The 25530-nt window shown below is 67.6% G+C and carries 24 protein-coding genes; 10 read left to right on the forward strand and 14 right to left on the reverse strand.

Annotated features, from left to right (window positions below; genetic code table 11):
- Nucleotides 1-33 precede the first annotated feature (33 nt).
- Together NX1_RS18535 and NX1_RS18540 are read right to left on the reverse strand one after the other, a co-directional pair.
- Complete coding sequence (locus NX1_RS18535; RefSeq protein WP_068060835.1) at nt 34-1029, reverse strand: oxidoreductase; 996 nt, start codon at nt 1027-1029, stop codon at nt 34-36.
- A 102-nt stretch (nt 1030-1131) separates the two neighbouring features.
- On the reverse strand, nt 1132-2199 hold the full coding sequence (locus tag NX1_RS18540; protein WP_068060838.1) for a DNA polymerase IV: 1068 nt from the start codon (nt 2197-2199) through the stop codon (nt 1132-1134).
- 90 nt (nt 2200-2289) lie between these two features.
- Between NX1_RS18540 and NX1_RS18545 the strand changes: the two genes are divergently transcribed.
- Nucleotides 2290-2871 (forward strand): TetR/AcrR family transcriptional regulator, encoded by a 582-nt coding sequence (locus NX1_RS18545; RefSeq protein ID WP_068060675.1) that lies wholly within the window; start codon nt 2290-2292, stop codon nt 2869-2871.
- Nucleotides 2868-3308 (forward strand): PaaI family thioesterase, encoded by a 441-nt coding sequence (locus NX1_RS18550; RefSeq protein WP_068060677.1) that lies wholly within the window; start codon nt 2868-2870, stop codon nt 3306-3308. The genes NX1_RS18545 and NX1_RS18550 overlap by 4 nt, the downstream gene beginning before the upstream one ends.
- A gap of 140 nt (nt 3309-3448) precedes the next feature.
- Here NX1_RS18550 and lon read toward each other — a convergent pair whose 3' ends face one another.
- On the reverse strand, nt 3449-5824 hold the full coding sequence (gene lon / locus NX1_RS18555; protein WP_068060841.1) for an endopeptidase La: 2376 nt from the start codon (nt 5822-5824) through the stop codon (nt 3449-3451).
- 267 nt (nt 5825-6091) lie between these two features.
- Here lon and NX1_RS18560 point away from each other — a divergent pair, with 267 nt between their 5' ends.
- The 6 genes from NX1_RS18560 (at nt 6092) to NX1_RS18585 (ending at nt 11829) form a co-directional block, all read left to right on the forward strand.
- Nucleotides 6092-7447, forward strand: coding sequence for a DUF445 domain-containing protein (locus tag NX1_RS18560; RefSeq protein ID WP_068060679.1), 1356 nt, complete (start codon nt 6092-6094; stop codon nt 7445-7447).
- 110 nt (nt 7448-7557) lie between these two features.
- Nucleotides 7558-8349 (forward strand): TIGR03084 family metal-binding protein, encoded by a 792-nt coding sequence (locus tag NX1_RS18565; RefSeq protein WP_068060681.1) that lies wholly within the window; start codon nt 7558-7560, stop codon nt 8347-8349.
- A gap of 360 nt (nt 8350-8709) precedes the next feature.
- A complete protein-coding gene (locus NX1_RS18570) occupies nt 8710-9381 on the forward strand; it encodes a hypothetical protein (protein ID WP_157119837.1) in 672 nt (223 codons plus the stop codon).
- A gap of 72 nt (nt 9382-9453) precedes the next feature.
- Nucleotides 9454-10644 (forward strand): L-2-hydroxyglutarate dehydrogenase, encoded by a 1191-nt coding sequence (gene lhgD / locus NX1_RS18575; protein ID WP_245668566.1) that lies wholly within the window; start codon nt 9454-9456, stop codon nt 10642-10644.
- Between the two features lie 95 nt (nt 10645-10739).
- Nucleotides 10740-11210 carry an SRPBCC family protein gene (locus NX1_RS18580; protein ID WP_068060690.1) on the forward strand — a complete coding sequence of 157 codons (471 nt, stop codon included), beginning with the start codon at nt 10740-10742 and terminating at the stop codon, nt 11208-11210.
- A 10-nt stretch (nt 11211-11220) separates the two neighbouring features.
- Entirely contained in the window at nt 11221-11829 is a 609-nt protein-coding gene (locus tag NX1_RS18585; protein WP_068060693.1) for a ribonuclease H family protein, read from the forward strand.
- Nucleotides 11830-11922: 93 nt separating this feature from the next.
- On the opposite strand, the gene NX1_RS18590 is transcribed toward NX1_RS18585, so the two are convergent.
- From NX1_RS18590 to NX1_RS18630, 9 genes are all read right to left on the reverse strand, one after another.
- Nucleotides 11923-12684 (reverse strand): Rv1363c family protein, encoded by a 762-nt coding sequence (locus NX1_RS18590; RefSeq protein ID WP_068060696.1) that lies wholly within the window; start codon nt 12682-12684, stop codon nt 11923-11925.
- A gap of 129 nt (nt 12685-12813) precedes the next feature.
- On the reverse strand, nt 12814-13992 hold the full coding sequence (locus NX1_RS18595) for an MlaD family protein (RefSeq protein ID WP_068060698.1): 1179 nt from the start codon (nt 13990-13992) through the stop codon (nt 12814-12816).
- The gene (locus NX1_RS18600) at nt 13989-15080 is read right to left on the reverse strand and encodes an MlaD family protein (protein ID WP_068060844.1); all 1092 of its coding nucleotides are present in this window, start codon (nt 15078-15080) and stop codon (nt 13989-13991) included. The genes NX1_RS18595 and NX1_RS18600 overlap by 4 nt, the downstream gene beginning before the upstream one ends.
- A gap of 8 nt (nt 15081-15088) precedes the next feature.
- Complete coding sequence (locus NX1_RS18605; protein ID WP_068060700.1) at nt 15089-16198, reverse strand: MCE family protein; 1110 nt, start codon at nt 16196-16198, stop codon at nt 15089-15091.
- Nucleotides 16198-17196 carry an MCE family protein gene (locus NX1_RS18610; RefSeq protein WP_068060703.1) on the reverse strand — a complete coding sequence of 333 codons (999 nt, stop codon included), beginning with the start codon at nt 17194-17196 and terminating at the stop codon, nt 16198-16200. Before NX1_RS18610 ends, NX1_RS18605 begins: the two co-directional genes overlap by 1 nt.
- Nucleotides 17193-18236 carry an MCE family protein gene (locus NX1_RS18615; RefSeq protein WP_068060706.1) on the reverse strand — a complete coding sequence of 348 codons (1044 nt, stop codon included), beginning with the start codon at nt 18234-18236 and terminating at the stop codon, nt 17193-17195. Before NX1_RS18615 ends, NX1_RS18610 begins: the two co-directional genes overlap by 4 nt.
- On the reverse strand, nt 18233-19702 hold the full coding sequence (locus NX1_RS18620; protein WP_068060708.1) for an MCE family protein: 1470 nt from the start codon (nt 19700-19702) through the stop codon (nt 18233-18235). The genes NX1_RS18615 and NX1_RS18620 overlap by 4 nt, the downstream gene beginning before the upstream one ends.
- Before the next feature lie 7 nt (nt 19703-19709).
- The gene (locus NX1_RS18625) at nt 19710-20573 is read right to left on the reverse strand and encodes an MlaE family ABC transporter permease (protein ID WP_068060715.1); all 864 of its coding nucleotides are present in this window, start codon (nt 20571-20573) and stop codon (nt 19710-19712) included.
- 4 nt (nt 20574-20577) lie between these two features.
- Nucleotides 20578-21396, reverse strand: coding sequence for an MlaE family ABC transporter permease (locus NX1_RS18630; RefSeq protein ID WP_245668569.1), 819 nt, complete (start codon nt 21394-21396; stop codon nt 20578-20580).
- Between the two features lie 525 nt (nt 21397-21921).
- Here NX1_RS18630 and NX1_RS18635 point away from each other — a divergent pair.
- Nucleotides 21922-22593: a S1 family peptidase gene (locus NX1_RS18635; RefSeq protein WP_068060724.1), complete on the forward strand. Its 672-nt coding sequence runs from the start codon at nt 21922-21924 to the stop codon at nt 22591-22593.
- Nucleotides 22594-22661: 68 nt separating this feature from the next.
- Here NX1_RS18635 and NX1_RS18640 read toward each other — a convergent pair whose 3' ends face one another.
- Both NX1_RS18640 and lppU read right to left on the reverse strand, forming a co-directional pair.
- Nucleotides 22662-24149, reverse strand: a complete 1488-nt coding sequence (locus tag NX1_RS18640; RefSeq protein ID WP_068060732.1) for an MFS transporter — start codon at nt 24147-24149, stop codon at nt 22662-22664.
- Nucleotides 24150-24168: 19 nt separating this feature from the next.
- Nucleotides 24169-24786: an LppU family putative lipoprotein gene (gene lppU, locus NX1_RS18645; protein ID WP_068060737.1), complete on the reverse strand. Its 618-nt coding sequence runs from the start codon at nt 24784-24786 to the stop codon at nt 24169-24171.
- A 220-nt stretch (nt 24787-25006) separates the two neighbouring features.
- Between lppU and NX1_RS18650 the strand changes: the two genes are divergently transcribed.
- The gene (locus tag NX1_RS18650; protein ID WP_068060847.1) at nt 25007-25525 is read left to right on the forward strand and encodes a DUF6764 family protein; all 519 of its coding nucleotides are present in this window, start codon (nt 25007-25009) and stop codon (nt 25523-25525) included.
- Nucleotides 25526-25530: the final 5 nt, after the last annotated feature.

Here is a 25530-nt window from a genome sequence, read left to right on the forward strand (position 1 = left end):
GATGATCTCGACGCGGCCTGCTGCGTGTCCGGCTCAGAATTCGCCCGCGACGCCCAAGACGGTGCGTCCGGAGTGCTTTCCGTTCTTGATGTCGGCGAGCACCGCTGCCGCCTCGGTGACCGGCGCGTAGCTTTCCAGGGTCGAAAGATGCTGGGGCCGGAGCTCTTTGCCGATACGCGACCAGAGGTCGCGGCGCTTCTCGATCGGCATGTTGACCGAGTCGATGCCGAGCAATGCGACGCCGCGCAGGATGAACGGCATGACCGTTGCGGGCAGGTCGTGGCCGCCGGTGAGGCCGCTCGCCGCGACCGCGCCGCCGTAGCCGATGCAGCTGAGCACGTAGGCCAGCGATTTTCCGCCGACGCTGTCGACCGCGCCGGCCCACTGCGCTTTGGCCAGCGGGCGCAGCTTCGCGTCTGGATCCTCCGGCAGGCGGCCGATAACCTCGTTGGCGCCGAGTTCGGAGAGCAGGTCGCCCGCGTCCTTCTTGCCGGTGGATGCGATGACCTCGAAACCGAGACCGGACAGGATATCGACGGCCACGGTTCCGACACCGCCGGTCGCGCCGGTCACCAGGATCGCGCCGTCATCGGGGGTGATGCCGCGGTCGAGCAATGCCTGCACGCTCATCGCCGCGGTGAAACCCGCGGTGCCGAGGGCCGCGGCGTCGCGGGTGCTCAGCTCGTCGAGCTTCACCACCCATTCGTCCGGCACCTTGGCGTATTCGGCGAAGCCGCCGTGGTGTGAGACGCCGATGCCATAACCGTGTGCGACGACCTGGTCACCCGGCGCGAAATCGTCGGACTCGGAGGCGACGACCTCGCCGGTGATGTCGATGCCGGGCACGATCGGGTAGTCGCGGACCACACCGCCGCCCGGCGTGATGGCGAGTCCGTCCTTGAAGTTGGCGCTCGAGTAATGCACCTTGATCGTGACGGTGCCCTGGCCGAGGAATCCCTCGTCGACCTGCTGCCGCGTCAACACGATCCCACTGTCCGATTCGTGTGCCACCATCGCCCAGAACTCCATGCGGTCGAGCATACGAGGATCGGCGTCCGCTCGCGGTGCTCCAGCACAGCCCCGCACGCCATCCCGCGCGCTCGATATGACAAGGGGTCGCTGCGGACGCGACTACTCCTCGGGGACGAACTCCAACCGCACACCGAGCAGGCGGACCGGGCGGTCGAGTTCGAAGCGGTCGATGATGCGCAGGGCCGTCTCGGTGATGGTGGCGACGTCGGCGGTCGGTTCCGGGAGTTTGGCCTGTTTGCTGCGAGTGAAGAAGGTGTTGGTCCGCACGGTGACGGAGACGCGGATGCTGATCCGGCCCGCTTCGGCCATTTCCCCGGCGACCTCGGTGGCGATGCGCGCCACCTGCGCGTGGATCTCGGCGGGATCGGTGAGATCGTGCGGGAATGTCTCGGACTTGCTGCGGCCCACCGGGATTCGCGGCTCGGTGGTCACTTCTGTGTCGCCCTTGCCGTGGCCGAGCACCCAGAGGTAGGGACCGGTGGCGGGACCGAACGCGTCGGCGAGGCGGTGCCGGTCGGCCGCCATCAGGTCGGCGACGGTATGGATGCCGAGTTCGGCGAGGCGGGCGGCGATACGGCTGCCGATGCCCCACAGCGCGTCGGTGGGACGGTGGGCCATCACCTCGGTCCAGTTGGCGGCGGTGAGCCGGTACATGCCGGCCGCCGCGCCCGCGCCGGGCGCGTCCGAGGATTTGCCCGCCGACTTGGCGAAACCGGTCGCGAGCTTGGCGGTGAGCTTGTTGTCGCCGATGCCGATCGAACAGGTCAGGTCCAATTCCGCGATGGCGCCGCGGATTTCGCGGGCGAGGCGTTCGGGATCGTCGGTGTCGGCGGCCAGGAACGCCTCGTCCCAGCCCCACACCTCGACCCGGCCGGGAAACGTGCGCAGCAGCGCCATGATCTCCTCGGAGGCTTCTTCGTAGGCGGCCATGTCGAGCGGCAGGAAAACGCCCTCCGGGCATTTGCGCAGCGCGCTGCGCAGCGCCATTCCCGCGCGGACGCCGTAGGCGCGGGCGGGATACGACGCGCAGGTCACCACCTTGCGCGGTTCGTTCGGGTCGCCGCTGCCGCCGACGATGACCGGCAGGCCACGCAGTTCCGGATGGCGGCGGAACTCCACCGCCGCCTGGAACTGGTCGAGATCGACATGCAACAGCCACCTGGCCACCTGTCCGTCATACCGCACGGGTATGACAGCCAGGCACTACTCGCCGCATACGGCGTTGCGCCAACCAGAAAACAGAACTAAATTCTGGGTATGAAGATCCGAGATCGGTTGCTGCTGGCGGCCGAGCGCCAGTTCGCCGACCGCGGGGTGCTGGACGCGACGCTCGCGCAGATCCGCGAGGCGGCGGGCGCCAGCGTCGGCGCGCTCTACCACCACTTTCCGGACAAGGCGGACCTGTACCGGCAGGTCTGGGCGCACGCGCTGACCGACTACCAGCAGCACTTCTGGGTGGTGGTCGGCCAGAGCACCGACGCGCGCGAAGGCATCACAGGAGGCGTGCGCGAGCACCTGCGCTGGGTGACCGAAAACCAGCACCGGGCAAAGGTTCTCACCTCGGCCCGCCCGCCCGGCGTCCGCGAGAGCGAGAGCAACCGCACCTTCATGATCGACATCGCCCGCTGGTACCGCACCCACGCGGCGTACGGCGCGGTGCGCTCGCTGGATCTGGATGTCGTCTACGCACTCTGGCTCGGCCCGGCGCAGGAGTATGCGCGGCAGTGGCTCGGCGGCAACATCCGCACCGCGCCGACGGAGGTCGGCGCGGAACTGGCCGAGGCGGCCTGGCTTGCCCTGGACGCCGGATCGACACCGAAAAGAATGGAGCGGCAATGACCGTGGACACCGCAGCACTCGATTTCCAGCAGGCCGAACAGGTACTGGCCGCGCAACCTTTCGCGGGTCTGGTCGGCACCGAGATCACCCGGTTCGGCGACGGTGCCGCCACTCTCGTCATCCCGATCCGCCCCGAGCTGGGCCAGCAGTTCGGCTTCGTGCACGGCGGGGTGCTCGCCTACGCGGCCGACAACGCGCTCACCTTCGCGGCGGGGACGGTGCTCGGCGCGAACGTGCTGACCGGCGGCTTCACCATCACCTATCTGCGCCCGGCCGCGGGTGTTCGCTTGCGCGCGGAGGCATCGGTGACGGGGTCCACCCGACGGCAGGCGGTGGTGCGGTGCGAGATCTACGCGGAATCCGACGGCGGAGAATCGGTCCTCTGCGCGGTAGCGCAAGGAACAACCCGAAGCGTCGAACGCACCCTCGCCCACTGATTCACGATCGGCGGCAGGCTCGCAGGGGCTTTCGTACGCTTCGCAGCAGATGCGAGGCATGAAAGCCCGCGAGGTGGACTTGGTTCGGGTAGGCCGAATGGCCGGGCGCGGTTTCCCGTGCCCGGCCCTCGAGGTTGGAGTTATGCGGTGGCGGCGAAGGCGGGCCGGTTCAGCGTCTCCTCGATGACCGGTTCGATGGCGTAGGCCAAGATGTCCGCCACGTCGGCGACCGGCCGCACGTCGAGTGCTGCCAGCACCTCGGCGGGGACCTCGTCCAGGTCCGGCTCGTTGCGAGCGGGAATGAACACGGTCTTCAGTCCGGCGCGCTGGGCGGCGAGCAGCTTCTGCTTGACGCCGCCGATCGGCAGGACCCGGCCGTTCAAGGTGACCTCGCCGGTCATGCCGACATCCGAGCGCACCTGGCGGCCGAGGGCCAGCGACACCAAGGCGGTGACCATGGTGACGCCCGCGGACGGGCCGTCCTTCGGCACCGCGCCCGCCGGGAAGTGGATGTGGATGTTGCGGTCGAGCACCGACGGTTCTATGCCGATCTCCTCCAGGTGCGAGCGCACGTAGGTCAGCGCGATCTGCGCCGATTCCTTCATGACGTCGCCCAGCTGGCCGGTCAGGGTCAGCGAGCGCTCGCCCTCGGCGGCATTGGCCTCGATGTAGAGGACGTCGCCGCCCGCGCCGGTCACGGCCAAGCCGGTCGCCACGCCGGGGACCGCGGTGCGTTCCACCGAATCCGGGGTGAAGCGGGGACGGCCGAGGTAGTCCTTCAGGTCGCCGATACCGATGGTCAGGCGGCCAGAAGCGATTGTCGGCGCGGCTGTTTCGGGCGTGTCGTAGCCGAGTTCCGGCTCGTAGCCGAGATCGATGTCGGAACCCGTTGCGCCGGAACCGACTTCGCCCTCCGATAGCCGAGTCGCCGCCTTGCGCAGCGCCTTGGCGATCAGGCGCTCCATCTGCCGCACGCCGGCTTCCCTGGTGTAGTTCGCCGCGACCTCGCGCAGCGCCTCCTCGGTGATGGTCACCTCGTCGGCGGTCAGCGCGTTGCGTTCCAGCTGCCTCGGCACCAGGAAGTCGCGAGCGATGGCGACCTTGTCGGCCTCGGTGTAGCCGTCGGCGGTGATCAGTTCCATGCGGTCGAGCAGCGGGCCGGGAATGGTCTCCATGACATTGGCCGTGGCGATGAACAGCACGTCGGACAGGTCGAGATCCAGATCCAGGTAGTGATCGCGGAACGTGTGGTTCTGCGCCGGATCCAGCACCTCGAGCAGGGCCGCCGCCGGGTCGCCGCGGAAGTCGGAGCCGACCTTGTCGATCTCGTCGAGCAGCACGACCGGGTTCATCGAGCCCGCCTCTTTCATGGCGCGGACGATGCGGCCGGGCAGGGCGCCGACGTAGGTGCGGCGGTGCCCGCGGATCTCGGCCTCGTCGCGCACGCCGCCCAAGGCGACGCGAACGAACTTGCGCCCCAACGCCCGTGCCACGGACTCACCCAGCGAGGTCTTCCCGACGCCGGGCGGACCGACCAGCACGAGCACCGCGCCGGAACCGCGTCCGCCGACGACCTCCAGTCCGCGCTGAGCGCGCCGGGCCCGCACCGCCAAGTACTCGACCATGCGGTCCTTGACCTCGTCCAGGCCGTGGTGATCGGCGTCGAGCACCGCGCGGGCGGCCGCGACATCGGTGGAGTCGGTGGTCTTCTCGTTCCACGGCAGCTCGAGCACGGTGTCCAGCCAGGTGCGGATCCAACCGGATTCCGGGCTCTGATCGCTGGCCCGCTCCAGCCTGCCGACCTCGCGCAGCGCCGCCTCGCGGACGGACTCGGGCAGGTCGGCCTGCTCCACGCGGGTGCGGTAATCCTCGGCGCCGTCGGGCTCGTCCTCGCCGAGTTCCTTGCGAATGGCGTTGAGCTGCTGGCGCAGCAGGAATTCGCGCTGGCTCTTCTCCATGTTCTCGCGGACCTCGTCACTGATCTTCTCGGTGACCTCGGTCTCGGCGATGTGCGCTTTTGTCCACTCGATGAGGGTGGTCAGGCGCTTGGCGACGTCGGGAGTCTCGAGCAGTTCGCGCTTCTGATCGGCGGTCAGGTATGGCGCGTAACCCGCGGTGTCGGCGATCGCCGAGGGATCGGTCAACTGGTTGACCGCGTCGATGATCTGCCACGCTTCCCGGCGTTGCAGCACCGAGACGACCAGCTTCTTGTATTCGGCGGCCAGCTCCTTGGTGCGGCCGTCCGGGGTGGGCGTCTCGACCGGCTCGGCCTCGACCCACAGCGCGGCGCCCGGTCCGGTGACGCCGTGACCGATCTTGGCCCGACGTTCCGCCTTCAGCACCGCCGCGGGCGCTCCGCCGCGCATCCGGCCGACCTGTTCGATGGTCGCGACGACGCCGTAGGAGGCGTAGCCCTCGTCCAGGCGCGGCGCGAGCAGCACCGCCTCGGTCTTGGCGGCGCGCGCGGCGTCGATCGCGGCCTGCGCCGATTCGTCCAGTTCGATGGGCACGACCATGCCCGGCAGCACGATCGGATCGGTCAGGAACAGCACCGGCAGATTCTGAGGTGTAGTCACGTGTTCGACCCTTCCAAAGGTTGAGCGATGCCTACTCAACCCCACCCATTCCGGCTTTGTTCCGCCCTTCCCGGACGTTCGCTCAGAGCGAAGGTGAGATCGGAAGCGCGGCCGTCTGTGACAGTTCCCGCCTCCGCGTTGACACCCTCGCGAGCGCAATGAGAATGTGGGGACCTCTACAGCTCACGGCACTAAGGGGAACCGAGGATGAACACTCTCGCGTCCGGGGTGTTCATCGACTGGGAAGAGCTCACCGGCCAGACGAAGTTCGTGGTCGACCTGGTCACTTTCCCGATCTTCAGCGCACTCGCGGGCTGGCTGACCAACTGGACCGGCGTGCTGATGCTCTTCTGGCCGGTACAGTTCCGCGGCGTCCGGGTGCCCGGCCTGCACGTGCTGTACCCCTACCTGCCGCGGCGGGTGCAGGTGCTGCCGACCTTCTCGGGCGACGGGCGCAGGCTCGGCTTCCAAGGCTTCATACCCGCGCGGGCGGAGAAGATGGCGAGCATCTGCGTCGACAAGGCGCTGATGCGGATCGGCAGTCCGAGGGACTTCATTCACGAAATCGATCTGGACGGCATCGCCGACTACATCGCCGAGCTGGCGCGCGAACAGGTGCGCCCGCTCGTCAACGAGGTGATGTACCGGGAGAACCCGGACCTGTGGCGCTCGGTGCCGAGGCAGATGAGGCAGGTCATCTACCAGCGGATCGACCGGCAGCTGCCGAAACTGTGCCGCCGGGGCTTCGACTCACTCGGCGACAACATCGATCAGCTCATCGACATCAAGAGCTTCGTCATCCGCTACCTGCGTGAGAACCCGTACATCCTGAAGGATCTCACCACCACCATCGCGGCCCCCGAGCTGAAGTTCATGGTTCGCATCGGTCTGCTCGGTGCGCCCTTCGGCCTGCTGATGGCGCTGTATCTTCATGTGCACGAACGCATTCCGGTGCTCGGCTGGCTGCCCGCCTGGGTGATCGTGCTGCTCAGCGCGGCCGCGATCGGCGTGATCGTGAACGTCATCGCGGTGAAGATGGTCTTCGAGCCGGGCGAGCCGCAGCCGCGCTACAAGTACCTGTGGCGCCAGGCGCTGCTGGCGAAGCGTCAGTCGCAGGCCGCGACCGACCTCGCGCACATCTTGGCCTACCAGGTGCTCACGCTGCCCAATCTCTCGGCGGAGTTGCTGGAGGGACCGAACGGCGACAAGACCCGTCAGCTGATCGAGCGACTGATCTCCGAGGAGATCCACCGTCAGCTCGGGCCGACGCATTCGATGGTGCGCGCCGCGTTCGGCAAGCGGCAGTTCGACAACCTGACTGTCGGCGCGGCGGGGGCCGCGGTGGGGTTGGCGCCGAGCATGGTCGAGGACGAGGAGTTCGCGCGCGAGCAGGCGAAGAAGATCGACGAGTTCGCCGCGCGCAAGCTTCAGCAGCTGAGCCCGGGCGAGTTCATGGAGATGTTCTACGCCTCGGTGGAGCAGGACGCTTGGCTGCTGTATCTGCACGGTGCGGTCCTCGGGTTGGCCGTCGGCGCCGCCCATCTGGTGCTTTTCGGGTGGTGACAGAGGCGAGAGAAATACAAGCACGCGTGCTTGCATTTTTTTCGCGCCGCTGCGATGCTGGGTCACACCTGGCACACGCGGCGGTGTGCCCGCGACCGGCAAGGGGACTCATGGCTGACCTCGAGGCGCTGCTCGGCGATTTCGCCGACGAATGCGCGGACCTGGAACGACTGGTCGCCCCGCTGGCCCCGCAGGACTGGGCCCGGCCGACGCCCGCCCCCGGTTGGAGCATCGCGCACCAGATCGGGCACCTGACCTGGACCGACGAGATCGCCGCCGTCTCGGCGTCGGACGCCGACGAGTTCGCGAAGCAGGTGGCCGCGGCCGCGCCGAGGGCGCTCACCTTCGTCGACGAGGCCGCCGAGGAAGCCGCCGCCGCGCCGCCCGCCGAGCTGCTCGAGCGCTGGCGCGCCGGGCGAAAGACTCTCGTCGAGGCGCTGCGCGCGGTGCCCGCCGGCACCAAGCTGCCCTGGTTCGGGCCGCCCATGAGTCCCGCCTCGATGATCACCGCCCGGCTCATGGAGACCTGGGCGCACAGTCAGGACGTGGCCGACGCGCTCGGCGTGACCCGCGAGCCGACCGCGAGGCTGCGCAGCGTCGCCCACCTCGGCGTGCGGACCAGGAACTTCGCCTATTCGGTGCGGGGCAAGACGGCGCCCGCCGAGGATTTCCGCGTCGAACTGACCGCGCCCGACGAGACGGTCTGGACCTGGGGGCCGGAGGACGCGGCACAGCGGGTGACCGGGCCCGCGCTCGACTTCTGCCTGCTGGTCACGCAGCGCCGCCACCTCGACGACCTCGCCCTGCGGGCCGTCGGCGCGGATGCCGAAGAGTGGTTGACGATCGCCCAAGCCTTCGCGGGTCCGTCCGGGGAGGGCCGGGCGGCGGGGCAGTTCGCCTGAGACGATCGCCCCGAAAAGCGAGCAGCCCGGCCGGACGACGTCCGACCGGGCTTCTTCACCCGACCCGATCCGAAAATTCGGGAGCGGGCGAGCGCCAGACTTGGGTGCGCCGTTCGCGTCGACGGCCGGACGACGTTGGCCGGGTGTCTAAGAGTGGCAGTCGAGAATGACGCTCGCCAGCTAACCGCTTTTTACCCGCTCTTCAACCGGCGGAAACATCCGTAGTGCGGCCTATTGTGATCCTGCTCGCACGGATGCGGTGCCCCATCGGGCGGCATCGTAACCTGGACACGCGTTCGGTTTTCAACGGTGCGGGCCGATTACGCGAGGGGAGTCGGGGCGGAGGGAAAGGAACGCATCGTGACGGCACTCAATCCTGCTCAGATCGTGCGTCATACCGCGATCGTGCTGGCCGGCGCGGCCAGCCTCAGCCTGACTGTCGCTTCCGGCGCGTACATCGTGAACCAGATGGCCGACACCCAGCGCGCAGGGTCGGTACAAGCCGCGCCGCCGGCGTCTCCGCCTGTCGTCCAGCCCTTTACGCCGCACCCGGGGCCCGGGACCGCCGTCACCGTGCTGACCGGCGAGGCGCACCTGCTGCCGACGACCTACCAGGCCGCCGTCTTCCCGGCCGAACCGACTGTGCCGCAACCGGATCCGGCCGCCGCGCCGACCCGGCCCGCCGGACTCGGCGGCCGATTGGGGCTCGGCACCGCCTACGTCGGCGCGCAGGTCGCCCCGGTCCGCACCAACACCTTCGCGTTCACCGTGGACACCAACGCCTTCTCGGCGCTCACCGGCCTCGTACTGTCCGAACCCGTGCGCGACCACCTCGGCATCCACCTCGACCCGTCCGGAATCACCCAACTGCGCTCCGAATTCGACACCCGAACCGGCGAACTCTCCCTCGTCTTCTCCGACGCCGCCCTCGGCGAACACACGATCCAACTCCAACGCCACCCAACCCCGTCCGACAGCGCCACCCCGGAAACCCCCACCGGCCACGACCCGCACCCCACCACCACCATTTGACACCTCCTCGCCGGAGGTGGCGCGCATCGAGCCGGTGGGGAAGTACTGTCGGGTGGCGTGTACGACTTTTGCGTGATCGGGGGCGGGATCGTCGGGGTGGCGACGGCTCGGCGGCTGGTGGAGCGGTATCCGGGGGCTCGGCTGGTGTTGGTCGAGAAGGCCGCGGGGCTGGGGGCGCATCAGACGGGGCACAACAGCGGGGTGATCCACTCCGGTATCTATTACGAGCCGGGGAGTCTGAAGGCGGAGCTGTGCAGGCGGGGCGCGCAGTGGACGAAGGATTTCGCTGCGGCGCAGGACATCCCGTACGACGTGTGCGGAAAACTGCTGGTGGCCACCGACGCCGCGGAGTACGAGCGGATGCTGACGCTGTACGAGCGCTCGGTCACCAACGGGGTGAAGGTCGAGTTGCTCGACGCCGCCGAACTCGTGCGGCGCGAGCCTCGGATCACCGGTGTCGGTGCGCTGTTCGTGCCTGGCACCGGCATCGTCGACTACCGGAAGATCACCGCGGCGCTGGCCGAACAGGTCCGCGCGGCGGGCGGTGAGATCGTGCTCGGCGCCGAGATCACCGATATCGAGGAGACCGATACGGCGGTGACGGTCTCAAGCCCGGGCGGTGCGTGGACGGCGCGCGCCCTCGTGGTTTGCGCCGGCCTGCAGGCCGATCGGATGGCGCGGCTGGCGGGACTGCCGATCGACTTTCGCATCGTTCCGTTCCGCGGCGAGTACTACCAACTGCCGCGGGAACGCGCCGGACTGGTGCGGACGCTGATCTACCCGGTGCCGGACCCGAATCTGCCGTTCCTCGGCGTGCACCTGAGCCCGACCATCGACGGCGAACTCACCGTCGGCCCGAACGCGGTGCTCGGCCTGGCACGCGAGGGCTACCGAAAAGGCAGCGTCGATCTGCGCGACGCCAGAGAGATCGTCGGGTTCCCCGGCATGCACCGGGTGGCTCGAACGCACGTCAAAACCGGGCTGCGCGAACTGCGCAACTCGCTGTTCAAACGCGGCTACCTGGCCGAATGCCGGCGCTACTGCCCGGAACTCACGAGGGCCGACCTGCGGCCGCGCCCGGCGGGCATCCGCGCCCAGGCCGTGCTGCGCGACGGAACCCTGGTGCACGACTTCATGATCGAACGCACCGCGCGCTCGGTACACGTCCTCAACGCGCCGTCGCCCGCGGCGACTTCGGCCATGCCGATCGCGGAGTACATCGTCGATCGAATCCGACTCGACCAAGCAACCGGCCGGTCGTGAATCTGGAAAGCCCGCTCCCCTGAATTGAGCGCAACCTCTCGAATAAAGAGGATAGTTGTAGTACTTTTGTCGCAGCCGTGGATCAGGGAGGGCCTATGGGCCACATCAAGTACGCGAGTGACGTCGGGGCTCCGGTAGAAGTAGCGTTCACGTACACGGACAACCACCAGTTCGTGCCCGACTGGATGTTCGGCGTCGCTTCCTTCGAACCGACCGGCGAGGTGGACCAAGGTCTCGGCGCCCTGTTCGCGACCACTGCGAGACTCGGCCCGTGGCGTCCGAAGGTCTCCTGCGAGATCACCGAATACCGCCGCAACGTGGTGATCGGGTATACGCTGCGTGGGCGATTGTCGGGAACCCTGACGCTGCGTTTCGACCCGCTCGGGTATGGACGGTCGGTGCTGACTTCCGAAGCGGAGTACGCTGCACCTCGCGGCTTCCTCGGCCGCATGTGCGCACGCTTGGTCGACAGTGCCGTGCGATCGGCGCTACGTCGCACCGAGTCTCAATTGCGAAGGGAGATAGAGGAATTCCACGGTACCGATCTTGTCGGTCGGATTGCGTAGGGTGCCAGCCATGATCATCGTGAGCACCGACGGATCCTGCCTCCGAAATCCCGGCGGCGCTATCGGCTGGGCTTGGGTCAATCATCAAGGGGGCGCTTCGCGTAGCGGGGGAGCCGCGACGGGGACGAATCAGATCGCCGAACTACGCGCGATCCTGGAAGCCGTCGAGGCACACCCTGGAGCCGAACCCCTTCTGATCGAAAGCGATTCGCTCTACGCGATCAAGTGCGCGTCGGAGTGGATCTCGAGCTGGCGGCTGAACGGCTGGCGCACCTCGACCGGCGGCGCCGTCAAGAACGTGGAGCTCATCCAACAGATCGACCGCGCCATCTCGAGCAGGCCGGGTCCGGTCCGATTCCGCTGGGTGCGTGGCCATGTCGGCAACTACTTCAACGAGATGGCCGACACTCTGGCGGGCGAGGCGGCCCGCAAGGCCGCTGCTTCGGCGGCCGCTGAGGTCGACGCCCCCGAACCGACCGCCGTGAGCGCGGCGGAGAACATCGATCGGCTCGCGCCGACGACCGTGGCGAAAAGCCCTGCACCGCAACACAAGACCACCGGGCCGCGGGCCTCGGGGAAGGCGGTCGCGGCGGCTCCTCAGACCTTGACCCTGTTCTGAGCAGCTCCGCGACCGCATAGCAGGACCGCCCGAAAGACCTCCGGCGGTGGTGACTGGGCCCACCGCCGGAGGCGCTTTCGGAAAATCGCCGGATCAGTTACCGGGCTGCGGCTGGGTCGGAGCCGGAGTCTGGCCGGGCGCCGGAGCGCCGCCGGGCAGGCCGGTGCCCGCACCCTTGAGCATCGGCGAGTCGAGCTTGCTCACCTTCCACTTACCGTCTTCGTTCTGCAGATCCGCGACGATCACCACGAACTGCCGATCCGGCTGCGGCTGGGTGAAGTTGGTGCGGAACTGGGTCAGCGTCACCAGCACCTTGGCCTCGTCGGTGTTGCCGGACTGGTATCCGCACTGCACGTCGTCGGCCCAGGACTTGACCTGCGCCTGCGTCATGGCATCGGTGAGCGCCTTGGTCGCGTCGTCGAATTCCTTCAGGAATTCGCCGGTGGACCCTTCCTTGACCTTCTTGAAGTAACCCTCGAGGTCCTTGGAGTAGTCGTAGACCGAGACGTCGCGACCGAAGTCGCAGGCCGCGCGGGTGGCGTCGTTGACCGCCGCGAGCTCGTCGGACTTCTTCTGGGCCTGAAGATAGAAGACCACCACCGCGGTGACGGCAGCGACGAGCAGGATGCCCGCCACGAATGCCGCGATCACCGGCAGCAGAGTGGACCGGTCCTGGCCGGCCGCGGGCGCAGGCTTGGGCTTCGGCTTCGGTTCGCTCTGCTTCTCGCCCGCCTTCCCCAGGTCAAGCTTGGCCGTCTCCGCGTCGCTCGCCCCGGCCGCGGACTTCTCCTCGGCGGGCTCGACGTTCTTCGTGGTCTCGGCGTCTTTATTGGTGTCGGCGTCGTCGGTGGACATCGATAAATCCTGCACTTTCCCGGCGCGCGCACGCACCGTATCGGCTCGCCGGTCCGCATGAGCGAACCGTACGCGTTCTACCAGCGAGTATGCCGGGCCGATGGCTCAGCCAGCGGCCCGGGTGCACACTCACCGCACCGGGGGTAGGGTCCGCTCGTTCGGATCCACGCCCGGCGGCATCTGGGCGCCGTTGTTCGGCACGTCCGGCCGCGGGGCGTTCGCCGCACCGCGGATCTGCTGACCCGGCGGCGGGTTCACGCAGTAGTTCCACTTCGGGATGGAGCCGTCCTGCACGACCTCGTTACGGATCTGCGGGGTGTTGTAGGTGCAGTAAGGCCGGGGCCAGATGTCGATGATCGCGTGGAACTCGTTGTCGTGCGCCGGGATACCGAGCGCCTCGGCGCCGAGCGCGAGCGAAGGGAACAGCGCCCGCAGCGCGGGCAGGCGCAGCTGCGCGGCCTTGGTGATGGCGACGAAGTTGGTGGCGAGACCGGTGATCGGATCCGACGTTTTGTCCAGCACCGCGCCCAGGCTCTCCAGCTGGCCGGGGCCCGAGTCCAGCACGCTTTGCAGCTCCGCGTTGGCGGCGTTGAACTGGGCGAACAGCTCACCGGAGTTGGCGGTCAGGGTCGCCAGATCCGGCTGCGCGTGCGACGTGGTGTCGGCGATGGTGCGCAGGTTGGTGATCAGGCTGGTTGTCTGCGGCAGCAGCGAGTCCAGACCCGACGTGGCCAGGCTGATGCCGTTGACCAGGCCGCGCAGCTGATCGGGGCCGCCGCTGAGCGCGATGTCCAGCTCGGCGAGGATGACGCTGAACTTGTCCGGATCGATCTGGGCGATCAGCTCGCTGGTGTTGTCCAGCACCGACCACACCGGGGTCGGCGTCTTGACCGTCTCCGGATCGAACTGGACCACCGAGCCGTCGGCGAGGAACGGGCCGTCCTCGGTGCCGGGCCGGAAGTCGATGTACTGCTCACCGGCCGCGGACAGAGCTTGCACCGCCACGTCGGTGTCGACCGGGATCTTGAACCGGCTGTCGATCTCGGCCCTTGCGGCGATGGCCTGCCCGCGATCGGTCAGCTCGATCGAGGTGACCTTGCCGACGCGGTAGCCGCGCAGCGTCACGTCGTTGCCCGGCTGCAGACCGCCGGAGCGGTCCAGGTTCACCGTCACGGTGTAGCTGGACCGCAGCGGGTTGATCCGCATGACGCTCACCAGCAGGTAGGACGCGCCGACGAACAGCACGATCACCAGGCCGATCGCCGAGAGGATCAGCTTGTTCGAGAAGATCTTCGACACCCCGCTCATCGGTGACCTCCCGTCACCCGCTGCTGCACGAGTTGCAGCACCTGGATCAGGCTGCCCGCGAAGTCCTGCAGGTCTTCCAGGTTCGGCAACCTGCCGTGCTGGGGATCGGTCAGCGCGCTGAGGTCGAGGTTGGTCGCGGTGGCGTAGACGGCGAAGCTGCGGCCGCGGAAGGTGGCGTCCACCTTCGGACGGATTTCGTGCAGACGGTCCATCAAAATGCCGAAGTCGTCGCCGGTCCGAGCGATCGCGTCCATCAACGCCTGGGTGTTGTCGAGCAGAACGCCCAGCTGATCGCCGGTGGTGTCGGCGTAGTCGCCGAGCGCGGCGCTGGTGGTCGAGATCTTGGTCAGCAGTTCACCGATCGCCCGGTTGTTCTCGGCGATGGCGCCGATCATCTGGGGCAGCGTGTCGGCCACCTGGCCCAGTTCGGCGCGCCGCGAGTCGAGAGTGTTGGCCAGCGTGCTGAACTGGTTCAGCACCGCGTCGACCCGGGCGGTGTTGTCGTTCAAACTGCCGACCACGCCGGTCAATTCGGTGATCAGGTGGGCGACCTGCGGTCCACGCCCGCCGACGATGGAATCCAGTTCCGAGGTCAGCTTGGTGAGCGAGGCGATGCCACCGCCGTTGAACAGCATGGACACCGAGATCAGCAGCTGCTCGACGGTGGCGCCCGCCGAGGTCTCGTCGATGGTCAGGGTGTCGCCGTCGTGCATCATCGGCGCGCCCGGTTCGACCTTCGGCTTGGACAGCGCGACGAACACGTCACCGAGCGGGGTGGCCTGGCGCAGTTCGGCGGTGCTGCCCTTGGGCAGCTCGATGTCGCTGCGGATGCTCAGGTCGACGACCGCCTGGAAGTTCTTCGTCTTGATGTCGGTGACCACACCGACATCCGAACCGCCGATCTTCACCTTCGCCTGGTCGGGCAGGTTCAGCGCGTTCTCGAAAACGGCCTGCACGGTGTAGGTCTCTTCCGCCTGCCCCGGCTTGGGCAGCGGCAGATCCTCCACGGTGAGACCGCAGCCGGAGGTGATGCCGACCCCGGCCACCGCCGCGATGGCGACCAGCGCCCTGCGTGCCTTTATCGTCATGCGGTACGTCATTTCGTGAGTCCGAGCAGTGCGGCGGTGAGCCCGTAGTCGGGTCCGAAGTCCTGCATGTTTCCGGTGCGGCAGCCGTCGGCCTTCATCTGGATGCGCTCGCAGAACAGGGCGACGACCTCGCCGTTGAGCGCGGTGCCGATGATCGCGTGCAGGCGCACGTAGCGGCCCTCGCGGTTGACGATCCTGTCGATGTTCTGCAGCGCCATCGGGGCCACGTCGGCGACCTCGGTGAGGCCGTAGGCGTTGTCCCTGAGCTGCTGGGTGACGTTGGTCAGCCCGGTCAGGCTCCCCCCGAGCTGATCCTGGTACTGGGCGAGCGTGGTGCTCGTGTTGGCCAGGAAGTCGTTGAGCTGCTCGAGCGTGGCCTGCAGGCCCGGCGCCTGCTCGGCGAGCAGACCGCTCAGCTGCGTGACCTTGTTGCTGAAATCGCGCACGGATTGGTCGTTCTCGGCCAGCATCGTGGTCAGCTCGTTGAGCTGGATGATGATGTTGGAGATCGCGTCCTTGTTGTCGACGCCGACCTTCAGCGCGCCGGAGAGTGCGTTGAGGGTGTCGCGCATCTTCACGCCGTTGCCGTCCAGCATCGGGTAGAGCACCCGGCCGGAGAGCGGGCCGATCCCTTCGGAACCTTCCTGCGGCGCGAGCGCGGCGGCGAACTGGTCGATGGTCTTGATCATCGTGTCCAGCTCGACCGGAGTTCTGGTGCGCGCCTTCGGCAGGTGCGTGCCATCGCTCATCGCCTCGCCCTCGGTGTAGACCGGGGTGAGCTCGATGTGCCGATCGGTGACGATCGACGGCGAAACGATCGCCGCCTCGGCGTTCTTCGGGATCTTCACCCCCGAATCGACAGAAAGGTGGACCTCGACGAAGGCGCCCTTGGGCACGATCTTGTCGACCTTGCCGACCTGGAGACCGAGCACGGTCACCGGGTTGCCCTCGTAGATGCCCGCGATGTTCTCGAAGTCGGCGGTGATGTGCATGGTGCCGCCGAGCGCGTCGTTCACCGAGGTGGGCAGCAGCGAGCAGCTTCCGACCGTCAGCGCGGCGGCGCTGACCGCGAACAGCTTCGCGGCGGTCCTGAGTTTGCCCGCGGTGGCGAATTTCATCACTGGCACCCCTCGATAGCTTGTGCGAAGCACAACCAGTTGTCCGGGAACAGCCACGGCAGACCGACGTCGCCGTACGGGCCGCTGCCACCCCACGAGTTCGCCAGGTAGCGCACCGTCGGCGGCATGATCGACAGCATGCGATCCAGGTTGTCCTTGTTCTTCTGCAGGCCCTCGGCCATGGTGTTCAGCTGCTGGATGGTCGGGCCGAGCTGACCCTCGTTCTCGGCGCCGATCTGCTGCAGCTGCTTGGTCAGGGCCGCGATGTTGTCGAGCAGCTGACGCAGCAGGTCCTGCCGTTCCATCACCCGGTTGGCGATCGCCTCGCCCTGGGTGATCACCAGCAGGACGCTGTTGCGGTTGTCGCCGAGGATCTGGGTGACCCGGTCCAGGTCCTTGAGCAGCTTGTCGACCTCGCCCCGGCGGGCGTCGATCACCTTGGCCAGCGCGCCGACGCTGTCCAGCGCCTGTGCGGTCAGGTGGGGCGAGCCGTTCATCGACTCGTTGATGACGTTCAGCGATTCGGCGAGCTTGGCGGTGTCGAGCGCCTCGAACTTCGGGGTGCCGATCTGCACCACGTCGGCGAGGTTGTACGGAACCGCGGTGTTGGACAGCCGGATCCGGTTGTCCTTCAGTCCGGAACCGTCGCCCGGATCGAGATCGACGTACCTGGCGCCGAGCAGGGTGGCCATCTTGATCGAGGCGCGCGCGTCGGGACCGAGGTCGACGCTGTTCTCGACGTTCATCGTGAGCAGCACGTGGCTGCCCTCGAGCTTCGCGCCGGTCACCGTGCCGACCGGAACGCCTGCGGCATTGACCTTGTCGCCGACCTTGATGCCGGCCGCCTGCACGAACTCGGCCTCGACGGTCTGCTCACCGACGCCGATCATCCGGATGATGCTGGATGCCATCAGCAGCACCACGATCAGCACGGCGCCGATGACGCCGAGCCAGAAGTAGCGGTTGCTCTGGAAGCGGTTCTTCATCTTCGCGATCATGGGCGGCACACCGCCGAGTGCGAGTTGCCGCCGATCTGCGAGAACAGACCGCGCGGGAAGAGCACCCCGTACAGCGAGACGTCGAGACCGCACAGGTAGGCGTTGGCGTAGCCGCCCTCCGATGTGTGCCTGCCCGCGGCCGCGAGGACGTTCGGCAGGTCGATCGCGGCCTGATCCAGCTTGGCGCCGTTGCTAAGCAGCAACGTCAGCGCGGCGCTGGTGGAGTTCTGCGCCGCCCGCAGCTTGGGCTGGATGTTGTCGACCATGCCGACCAGCGACGTGGTCGCGCTCGCGATCTGCTCGGTGGACGCGAGCAGGGACTGGCCCTGGTCGTAGAGTCCGCCGATCAAGGCCCGGGTTTGTGTCACCAGGGTCTCCAATTCATCACCTCGTTTGGCCAAGCCCGCCATCACACCGGACAGGTTGACGATCACGTCGGACAGGATCGCGTCGCGGCGCTGGAAATCCGTGGCGAGCTGGGCGGCCTGGACGATGAACGAGCTCAGCGAGACGTTGTCGCCCTGCAGCGCCTGGATGAACGTCTCCGAGAGACGGTTCACCTGCTCGGGCTGCAGTACCTGGAACAGCGGCTGGAATCCGTTGAGCAGACCCGACACGTCGAACGACGGCTCGGTCCGCTCGAGCGGAATCGACGCGTTGTTCTTCAGCGGCGCGGGGTTGGACGCGCGGCCGGGGTCGAGCGCCACGTAGCGCTGGCCGATCAGGTTCTGGTAGCGGACCAGCGCCTTGGTGTCGTCGTAGAGGGTCTGGTCGCTTTCGACGATGAACGTCACGTGCGCGACCGACTCCTTGGTCCGGTCGTCGCGAGCCAGCTCGATCTTCTCGACCTTGCCGACCCGGACACCGGCCATGCGCACGTCGTCGCCCTCGCGGAGGCCGAGCACGTCGGTGAACGTCGCGGAGTAGGTCTTGGTGTCGCCGGGGACGACGCGTGCGAGCGTGTTCCAAACGACCACCGTCACCAGGATCGAGACGATCGCGAAGAGCCCGAACCCGATCAGCGGTTTTCGAATACTCATCGGACCGCACCTTTTTCGGACACTTGCAAGGTTCCGCCCTTCAAGATCGGACTCAGCAGCAGGTACTCCGCGGTGGTCGGCTTGCGGCCGAGCAGCTGCTCGATCGCCGCGTCACCCGAATAGGAGATCGGGCGCGCCGCCGCCGGTGTCGCCGCCGCGGGTGCGGGGGCGGGCGCGATGCCGGGCAGGCCGGGCAGCATCGGGAACAGTCCTTCGAGCGGCGTGCCCGCGAACGGCTGCTGCGCGTTCCCTTGCAGGTCGGCGACGACGCGGCCCGGATCGGGCATGGTGACGCCGGGGATCAGCGGCAGACCGGGCATCGGCACCACCGGGGGCAGCCCGGCCGCCGAATCCAGCGCGCGTGGCCGCAGGTTCTCCGGCAGCGGAGGGAGCTCGTTCACCTCGGGCGCGGTGGCGCAGCTGGGACCTGCCATCTCGCCGTAGCGGGGGCAGTCCGCGACCGTGTACGGCGTGTACGGCGTCAGCGTGATGCCCGCGTTCCAGACCTGCTGCTGCTGCGGACCCCAGTGGAAGGTGGTGTTCATCTTCCTGGTCGCCTCGCTCAGGTTCAGCAGCGTGTTGGTGATCGCCGCCGGGTCGGCGGCCAGCGCGCCGAACATGTCGGCGGTGCCGACGGTGACCTGCTTGCCGACATCGGGGTTCCGGGCGAACAGGGCGTTCACCGTGTCCACGGTGCCGCTGGTTCCGGTGATCAGCGCGACGAGCTCGTCGCGGCGATCGGCGATGGTGCTCGCGGTCTGCACCGAGCTGCCGAGCACGTCGAGCAGTTCGGGCGCCGACTGGTTCAGCGCGTGGAACGAGCCGGAGAAGTCGTCGAGCAGCACGCCGAGATCCGGAATCGACTCGTCGACGGCGAGCACCCAGCGATCGAGCCGCTCGATGGTCGAGCCAGGCATCCGCCCGCTGCCGTCCAGCGCCTGGGAGAGGGTGCCGAGAACGCGGCCGAACTGCACCGGGTCGATCTTGTCCAGGATGTTGCGGACCGTGGTCAGCGTGTCCTGCAGCGCGATCGTGCCCTTGCTGCGGTCCTCCTCGATGACCGAACCTTCCTTCAGGTAGGTATCGGCCGGTCCGTTGAAGACCAGTTCGATGGAGGTGACGGCGAACAGGTTGCTCGGCACCACGCGCGCTGTGACGTTGGACGGGATGTCGCCCGCGTACTCCGGCTTCAGTTCGATCTGCACCTTCTGCAGCTCGCCCTTCGCCGCGACCTCGACTTCGTCCACCGCGCCGACCAGGACGCCGCGGAACTTCACGTCGGCTTCCGACGGCAGGCCGTCACCGGTGGTGGTCAGGTTGGCGACGACGTTCACCTTGGGCACGAAGTAGCCGGTGTAGCGCGCCATCAGGAAGGCGAGCACCAGCGCGAACACGACGAGTCCGCACACGCCCGCGATCAGCAATTGCCGCATCGTGGGCCCGCGCCCACTGGGATCGATGATCATCTGGCCCTTACCCCGAGATCCGGATTCCGGGGTTGACCCCCCAGATCGCCAACGTCATGAAGAGGTCCGCGAAGACGACCAGGATGATGCACATCTTGATCGCGCGCCCCGCCGCGACACCCACGCCTTCCGGGCCACCGGAGGCGAAGAAGCCGTAGTAGCACTGGATGAAGGTGGTGATCGCGACGAAGATGATCGCTTTGAGCAGCGAATACAGCACGTCGGTCGGTATCAGGAACTGGTAGAAGTAGTGCGCGTAGGTGCCGCTCGCGGTGCCGCCGACCAACTGCACGGTCAGCGAGCAGGAGAGGTAGGCGGTGGCGAGGCCGAGGCAGTACAGCGGGACGATCGCGACGATCGCCGCGAACATTCGGGTGCTGACCAGGTAAGGCAGCGGCCGGATGGCCACCGACTCGAGCGCGTCGATCTCCTCGGAGATGCGCATCGCGCCGAGCTGCGCGGTGAATCGACAGCCCGCCTGCGCGGCGAAGGCCAGTGAGGCGAGCAGCGGACCGAGTTCGCGGGTGGTCGCGAAGGCGGAGATCGCGCCGGTGATCGGGCTGAGGCCGAGCAGGTTCAGCGAGGTGTAGCCCTGGATGCCGACGGTCATGCCGCCGAACGCGCTCAGGATCACGATGACGCCGATGGTGCCGCCACCGACGACGAGGTTGCCGTTGCCCCAGGTGACGTCGGAGAGCAGCCGCCACACTTCCTTGGGGTACTGCTTGAGCGCCAGCGGGATGGAGCCGACGGACCGCAGGAAGAAGAACACCTGATGCCCGAGCCGGGCGACGAGATCGACCGGTGCCTGCGCGGAACGCTTCAGTCCCTGAAGTGGCCGCAGCAGCGGCGGTACGTAGGTTGATGACACCGGCTCAGACCACCTGTGGGGGGAAGAGTGCGTTGTAGACCTGGGTGATGATGAGGTTCACGCCGAAGAGCATCAGCGCGGAGCTCACCACCGCCGAGTTCACCGAGTTGGCGACACCGCCGGGGCCGCCGCGGGTGTTGAGCCCGGTATCGCACGCGATGATGGCGGCGAGCAGGCCGAAGATCAGCGACTTCACCAGCGCGACCAGCAGGTCGCGGGTCACGGCGAACGACGAGAAGGTGCTGACGTACGAACCCGGCGTGCCCCCCTGGGCGAAGATGTTGAAGATGTAGCCCGTCAGGAAGCCGACGAAGACGACGAAGCCGCAGAGCAGAACGCTGACCAGCATCGCGGCGCCGAGCCGCGGCGCGACCAGGCGGCGCATCGGATCGACGCCCATCACCTTCATGGCGTCGATCTCCTCGCGGATGGTGCGCGAGCCGAGGTCGGCGCAGATGGCGGATCCGACAGCGCCCGCGATCATGATCGAGGTGACCAGCGGCGCGCCCTGCTGGATGATGCCGAGGCCGTTGGCCGCGCCGATGAACGACGTCGCGCCGACCTGACCGGCGACGGCGCCGACCTGAATCGAGACGATGACGCCGATGGGAATCGCGACGAGCAGCGTGGGGGCGGCGGCGACATTGGCCATGAAGGCGCACTGGCGCACGAATTCACCGAAGGGGAACCGCCGACGGAAGATGGCGATGACCAGTTCCGCCACCGCGGCGATACCCATCGTGATCTGTCGGCCGAAGGTCTCCAGTGAGCGTTTGGGATGATCCTCCCAGTACGACCTCGTCCAATCGACCGCTTCACTTATCCGTGATCCCGTGGGAGGACTCTTGGTCGACTGCACTGCCTAACCCCTCTCGACGCCGGTTGCTCACCCCGACGACTTGTTTGCTTGACGCACCTTACTACGGAGTAGTGCAGAACACACCATCCTCATGTGATTGCAGTCATAGATACGAGTCACCTTCGGGGAAACCTCATGAGAACGCCGCGACTTCTTTGTCTCCGGCACCAAAATTAAGCGGCAAACTTTTAGAACAGGTTACAGTTCAGGTGCCGTCATATGGGCTTCTGTTCTATCTCCGAGCAATTACGCGGAAATCATTCATCTAAAATCCACCCTCGTTTTGAATGCCTGCGCAATGAGTTCTACCGAATTAGAAACACATCGGGCGTGTCGTCCAATAAAGCTCTTTAATAGAGATTTGCTATGGCGATTACGATTCGGCGGCACCTCCGCGGCAACGTCGGTACGAGACGCGCCCGAGACCGAATACTGACACGATGGGTGCGACAGATTGATATCGTGCGGGCTTCCGACATCTGGAGGGACATGTTCAGCAAACTCGTCAAGGCGGCCAGCAACGCCGTCTTCGCCGTCGCCCTCGGCGCGGCGCTGCTCGGGACGGGCGCGGGCCCCGCGGCTGCCGCGCCGCCGGTGATCGGGGGCGGATCCGGCATCATCATCGACAACATGTTCGAGTGCACCGTCACCACGGTGGGTCACGACAGCGCGGGCAGACTCGTCGGACTGACCGCGGGACACTGCGGCGACGCGGGGGCGAAGGTGTACTCCGAGACCGATCGCGGCGCCGGTCAGATCGGTCGCTTCGTCTACTCCAACTCCGAGCTGGACTACGCCGTCATCGAGTTCGATCCGGGCGCGATCACCCCGGTCAACCGGGTCGGCAATGTCACCATCACCGGCATCGGCGCCCCGGCCCAGTTCCCGATGATCGTCTGCAAGGAAGGCCGCACCACCGGCAACACCTGCGGCATCGCGTGGGGCGACGTGTTCGGCACCAATGTCGAGACCTGGTCCCAGATGTGCGTCGTCGAGGGTGACTCCGGCGCTCCCGTGGTCGTTGGCACCACCCTGGTCGGCATGGTGAACGCCTACCTGGCCATCGCCTGTTTCGGTCCCGAGGTCGGCACCAACATGAGTGCGATCATGAACGACCTCAACGCGCGGGGCGGTCCCGGCTCCGGCTTCATGCCGATCTGATCGGTCACGTACGTGCTGTGGGGAGCGGGCGACATCACCCGCTCCCCTTCTTCGTCTCTATGGCGCTTCTAGGAGGCTTCAGCGCTGCCGTGCGATGGGTCGCCGACGAGCGTGCGCGGCGGTGCGACCGCGGGACCCGCCACGGCGCACTGCGGCAGGCACTCGACACTCTCCGGATCCGGCGCGCGGCGCTGCGGACGCAACAGCACGGCGGCGATCAGCGCGCCGACGACCAACAGCGCCGAGCAGATCCACATGGCGGTCTCGAAACCTTCGTCGAACGCGGCCGGGTCGGTGAGAGAACCGGAGATGCCTGCCATCCCCGGCAGCGCCGCGACCGCGAGCAGTTGCGCGGTCCTGGCCACGGCGTTGTTCACCCCGGAGGCGATTCCGGCCTCGGACGCGGGCACCGCGCCGAGTACGGCGCCGGTGAGCGGAGCGACGAGCACGGAGAGACCGAGCCCGAAGACCACCACGCCGGGCAGCACGTCGCCGAGGTATCCGGCATCGGGTCCGATGCGGAGCAGCAGCACCAGCCCCGCGGCGGCGAGCAACGGTCCGAGCGTCATCGGAATGCGCGGCCCGTGCGTCTGAGCCCAACGACCGGCGGGCGCGGACAGCGCCAGCATGATCAGCGTGATCGGCACCGTGGCCAGCCCGGACAGCAACGGCGAATAGCCCGCCACCAGCTGGAGTTCCATCACGAGCAGGAAGAAGACGCCGCCGAGCGCGGCGTAGACGGCCAGCGTCACCAGGTTCGCCGCGGTGAACACCCGCGAACGGAAGAGCGCGGGCGGCACCAGCGGATGGTCGCTGCGCAGCTCGATCACCACGAACACCGCGAGCAGCAGCACGCCCGACGCGGCGAGCAGGGGCATCGCGTCGATCAGACCGAAGGTCAGCGCGCCGAGCGCCAGCGCGACCACCACCGCGCCAGGGACGTCGAGCCGCGCGACGGCGTTGGGGTCGACGCTCTCCGGCACGTGCCGCAGCGCGACGGCCACGACCACCGCGACCAGCGGCACGTTGATGAAGAAGATGGACTGCCAGCCGACCCAGTCGATCAGCCAGCCGCCGAGGAAGGGCCCGATCGCGCCTGCCACGCCGCCGAAACCGGACCACAGCCCGATCGCCGCCCCTCGATCGCGCTCGTCGAGCGAGGCGGAGATCAGCGCCAGGCTGCCCGGCGTCAGCATCGCCCCCGCCACGCCTTGGAGCACCCGCGCCGCAACGAGCATCTCGATGTTCACGGCCGCGCCGCACAACACCGAGGCGACCGCGAAACCGACCGCGCCCCAGACGAAGACCTTGCGCCTGCCGAGCTTGTCGCCGAGCGAGCCGCCGAGCAGGATGAACGAGGCCAGCGTCAGTGTGTAGCCGTTGAGCGTCCACTGCAGACCGGCCACGTCGGTATCGAGGGACTCTCCGATGCGCGGCAGCGCGATGTTGACGACGGTGGCGTCCAGCGAGGCGACCGAGGAACCGAGGATGGTCGCCAGCAGGATCCACCGCCCGGTCGTCGAATGCAGCCGGGGCAACTCTCGGGCGGTGGTCACCGGTCCAACCTAGTGCGAGTTACAGCTCCTCGACACAGACCACGAAGCGGCGCTCGGAGTACTCGAAGCCGATGCCGCTGTCGCAGACACTCGCGTCGGTCGCGCCGGTCTTGATGTTGGTCACGCGTACGCCCTGGGTGCCGCGCTCGGTGCAGTCGATCCGCTTCGGGTCGTCGCCGCCGACGTCCATGCATCCGCCGACCACCCAGTCGATGTCGAGGCACAGCGCGCCCTGCTGCACGCCGTTGATGGTCTCGGCATAGTAGTTGTCGCGGTCGGCCGGGCAGCCCGAGCTGGTCGCCGTCTTGCCGATGACCTTGTAGTTCGCTGCCCGGCTTCCGCAAGAGGCCTTCGCGATGGTGGCGTTGGTCGTGGTGCCGCCGAGGGTGACGCAATCGCCGATGGAGGCCTCGAAATCGGTGTTGCCGCCGGTCGGAGTCGGCCTGCCGGAGGTGGGCCTGGCGCTCGTCCTCGGCGCGGAGGTCTTCGGGGTGCTGGTGTTGACGGCGTCGATGGTCCCGCTGTCCACCGCGGGCTGCGCGGTGCCGCTGATCGTCGAGCTACAGGCCACGAGGGCGAATACGGCGGCGGCTGTTCCGACCGCGAGCGCGATGCCGGATAGCAGTTGACGAGACACGTACAGTCCTCCCGAGCTGTAACGCTCCGAACTCACACCCCCGTAAGAATCCGAAGTTGACGATCTGATCTTCAAATATCACGCCATGCATACACCATCAGCGATGCGGTAGTCGAGTCGAAAGACGCTCGGTGGGCACACCGAAGGGGGCGTGCAGCGGCCCGGCTCCGGCGGCGACCGGCTGGGTATGGTGGGCCCTACGGTGCGAAAGGGGTTGACCGTGAAGCTGATCAGCGCACTCATCTGCTCGACCGCCGCGGTCGGTGCCTCGTTCGCACTCCCCGCCGTCGCGTGGGCAACCGATGTGCATTGCAGTTCGGATCACGACGCCGACATCACCGTCATCGATGGTCGCACCGGGTGCCGGGCCACCGCCGAGACGCTCGGGCAAGCACGTTCGGCCGGTTTCGACGGCGTCGGTTACGCCCGCGCAACCTCCGGAGCCACCGCGCTCGGCATCGGCGCGGCGGGCGGCGTCGGAGCGAGCGAAGGCGCGGGCGGTATTCCGGTCGCGATCGGCGTCGGCCCCGACGCGATCGCGCTCACCTCGATCGAGGGTTCCGACCCTGGCGACGGCAGGACCATCGCGTTGTCGATCGCCTTCGAAGGATCACGCGCACAGGTAAGCACCGAGGAGGGCACCGTAGTGTGCCTCGGCTCGGCGGCCTTCGCGTGGAACGCGGCCACCGGCGTTTCCTGCCTCGCGACGCCGTTCGGGCGCTGGGGCACATTGCTCTGATCTCT

The sequence above is a fragment of the Nocardia xishanensis NBRC 101358 genome (assembly GCF_001613365.1).
In the GTDB taxonomy this organism is placed as follows: domain Bacteria; phylum Actinomycetota; class Actinomycetes; order Mycobacteriales; family Mycobacteriaceae; genus Nocardia; species Nocardia xishanensis.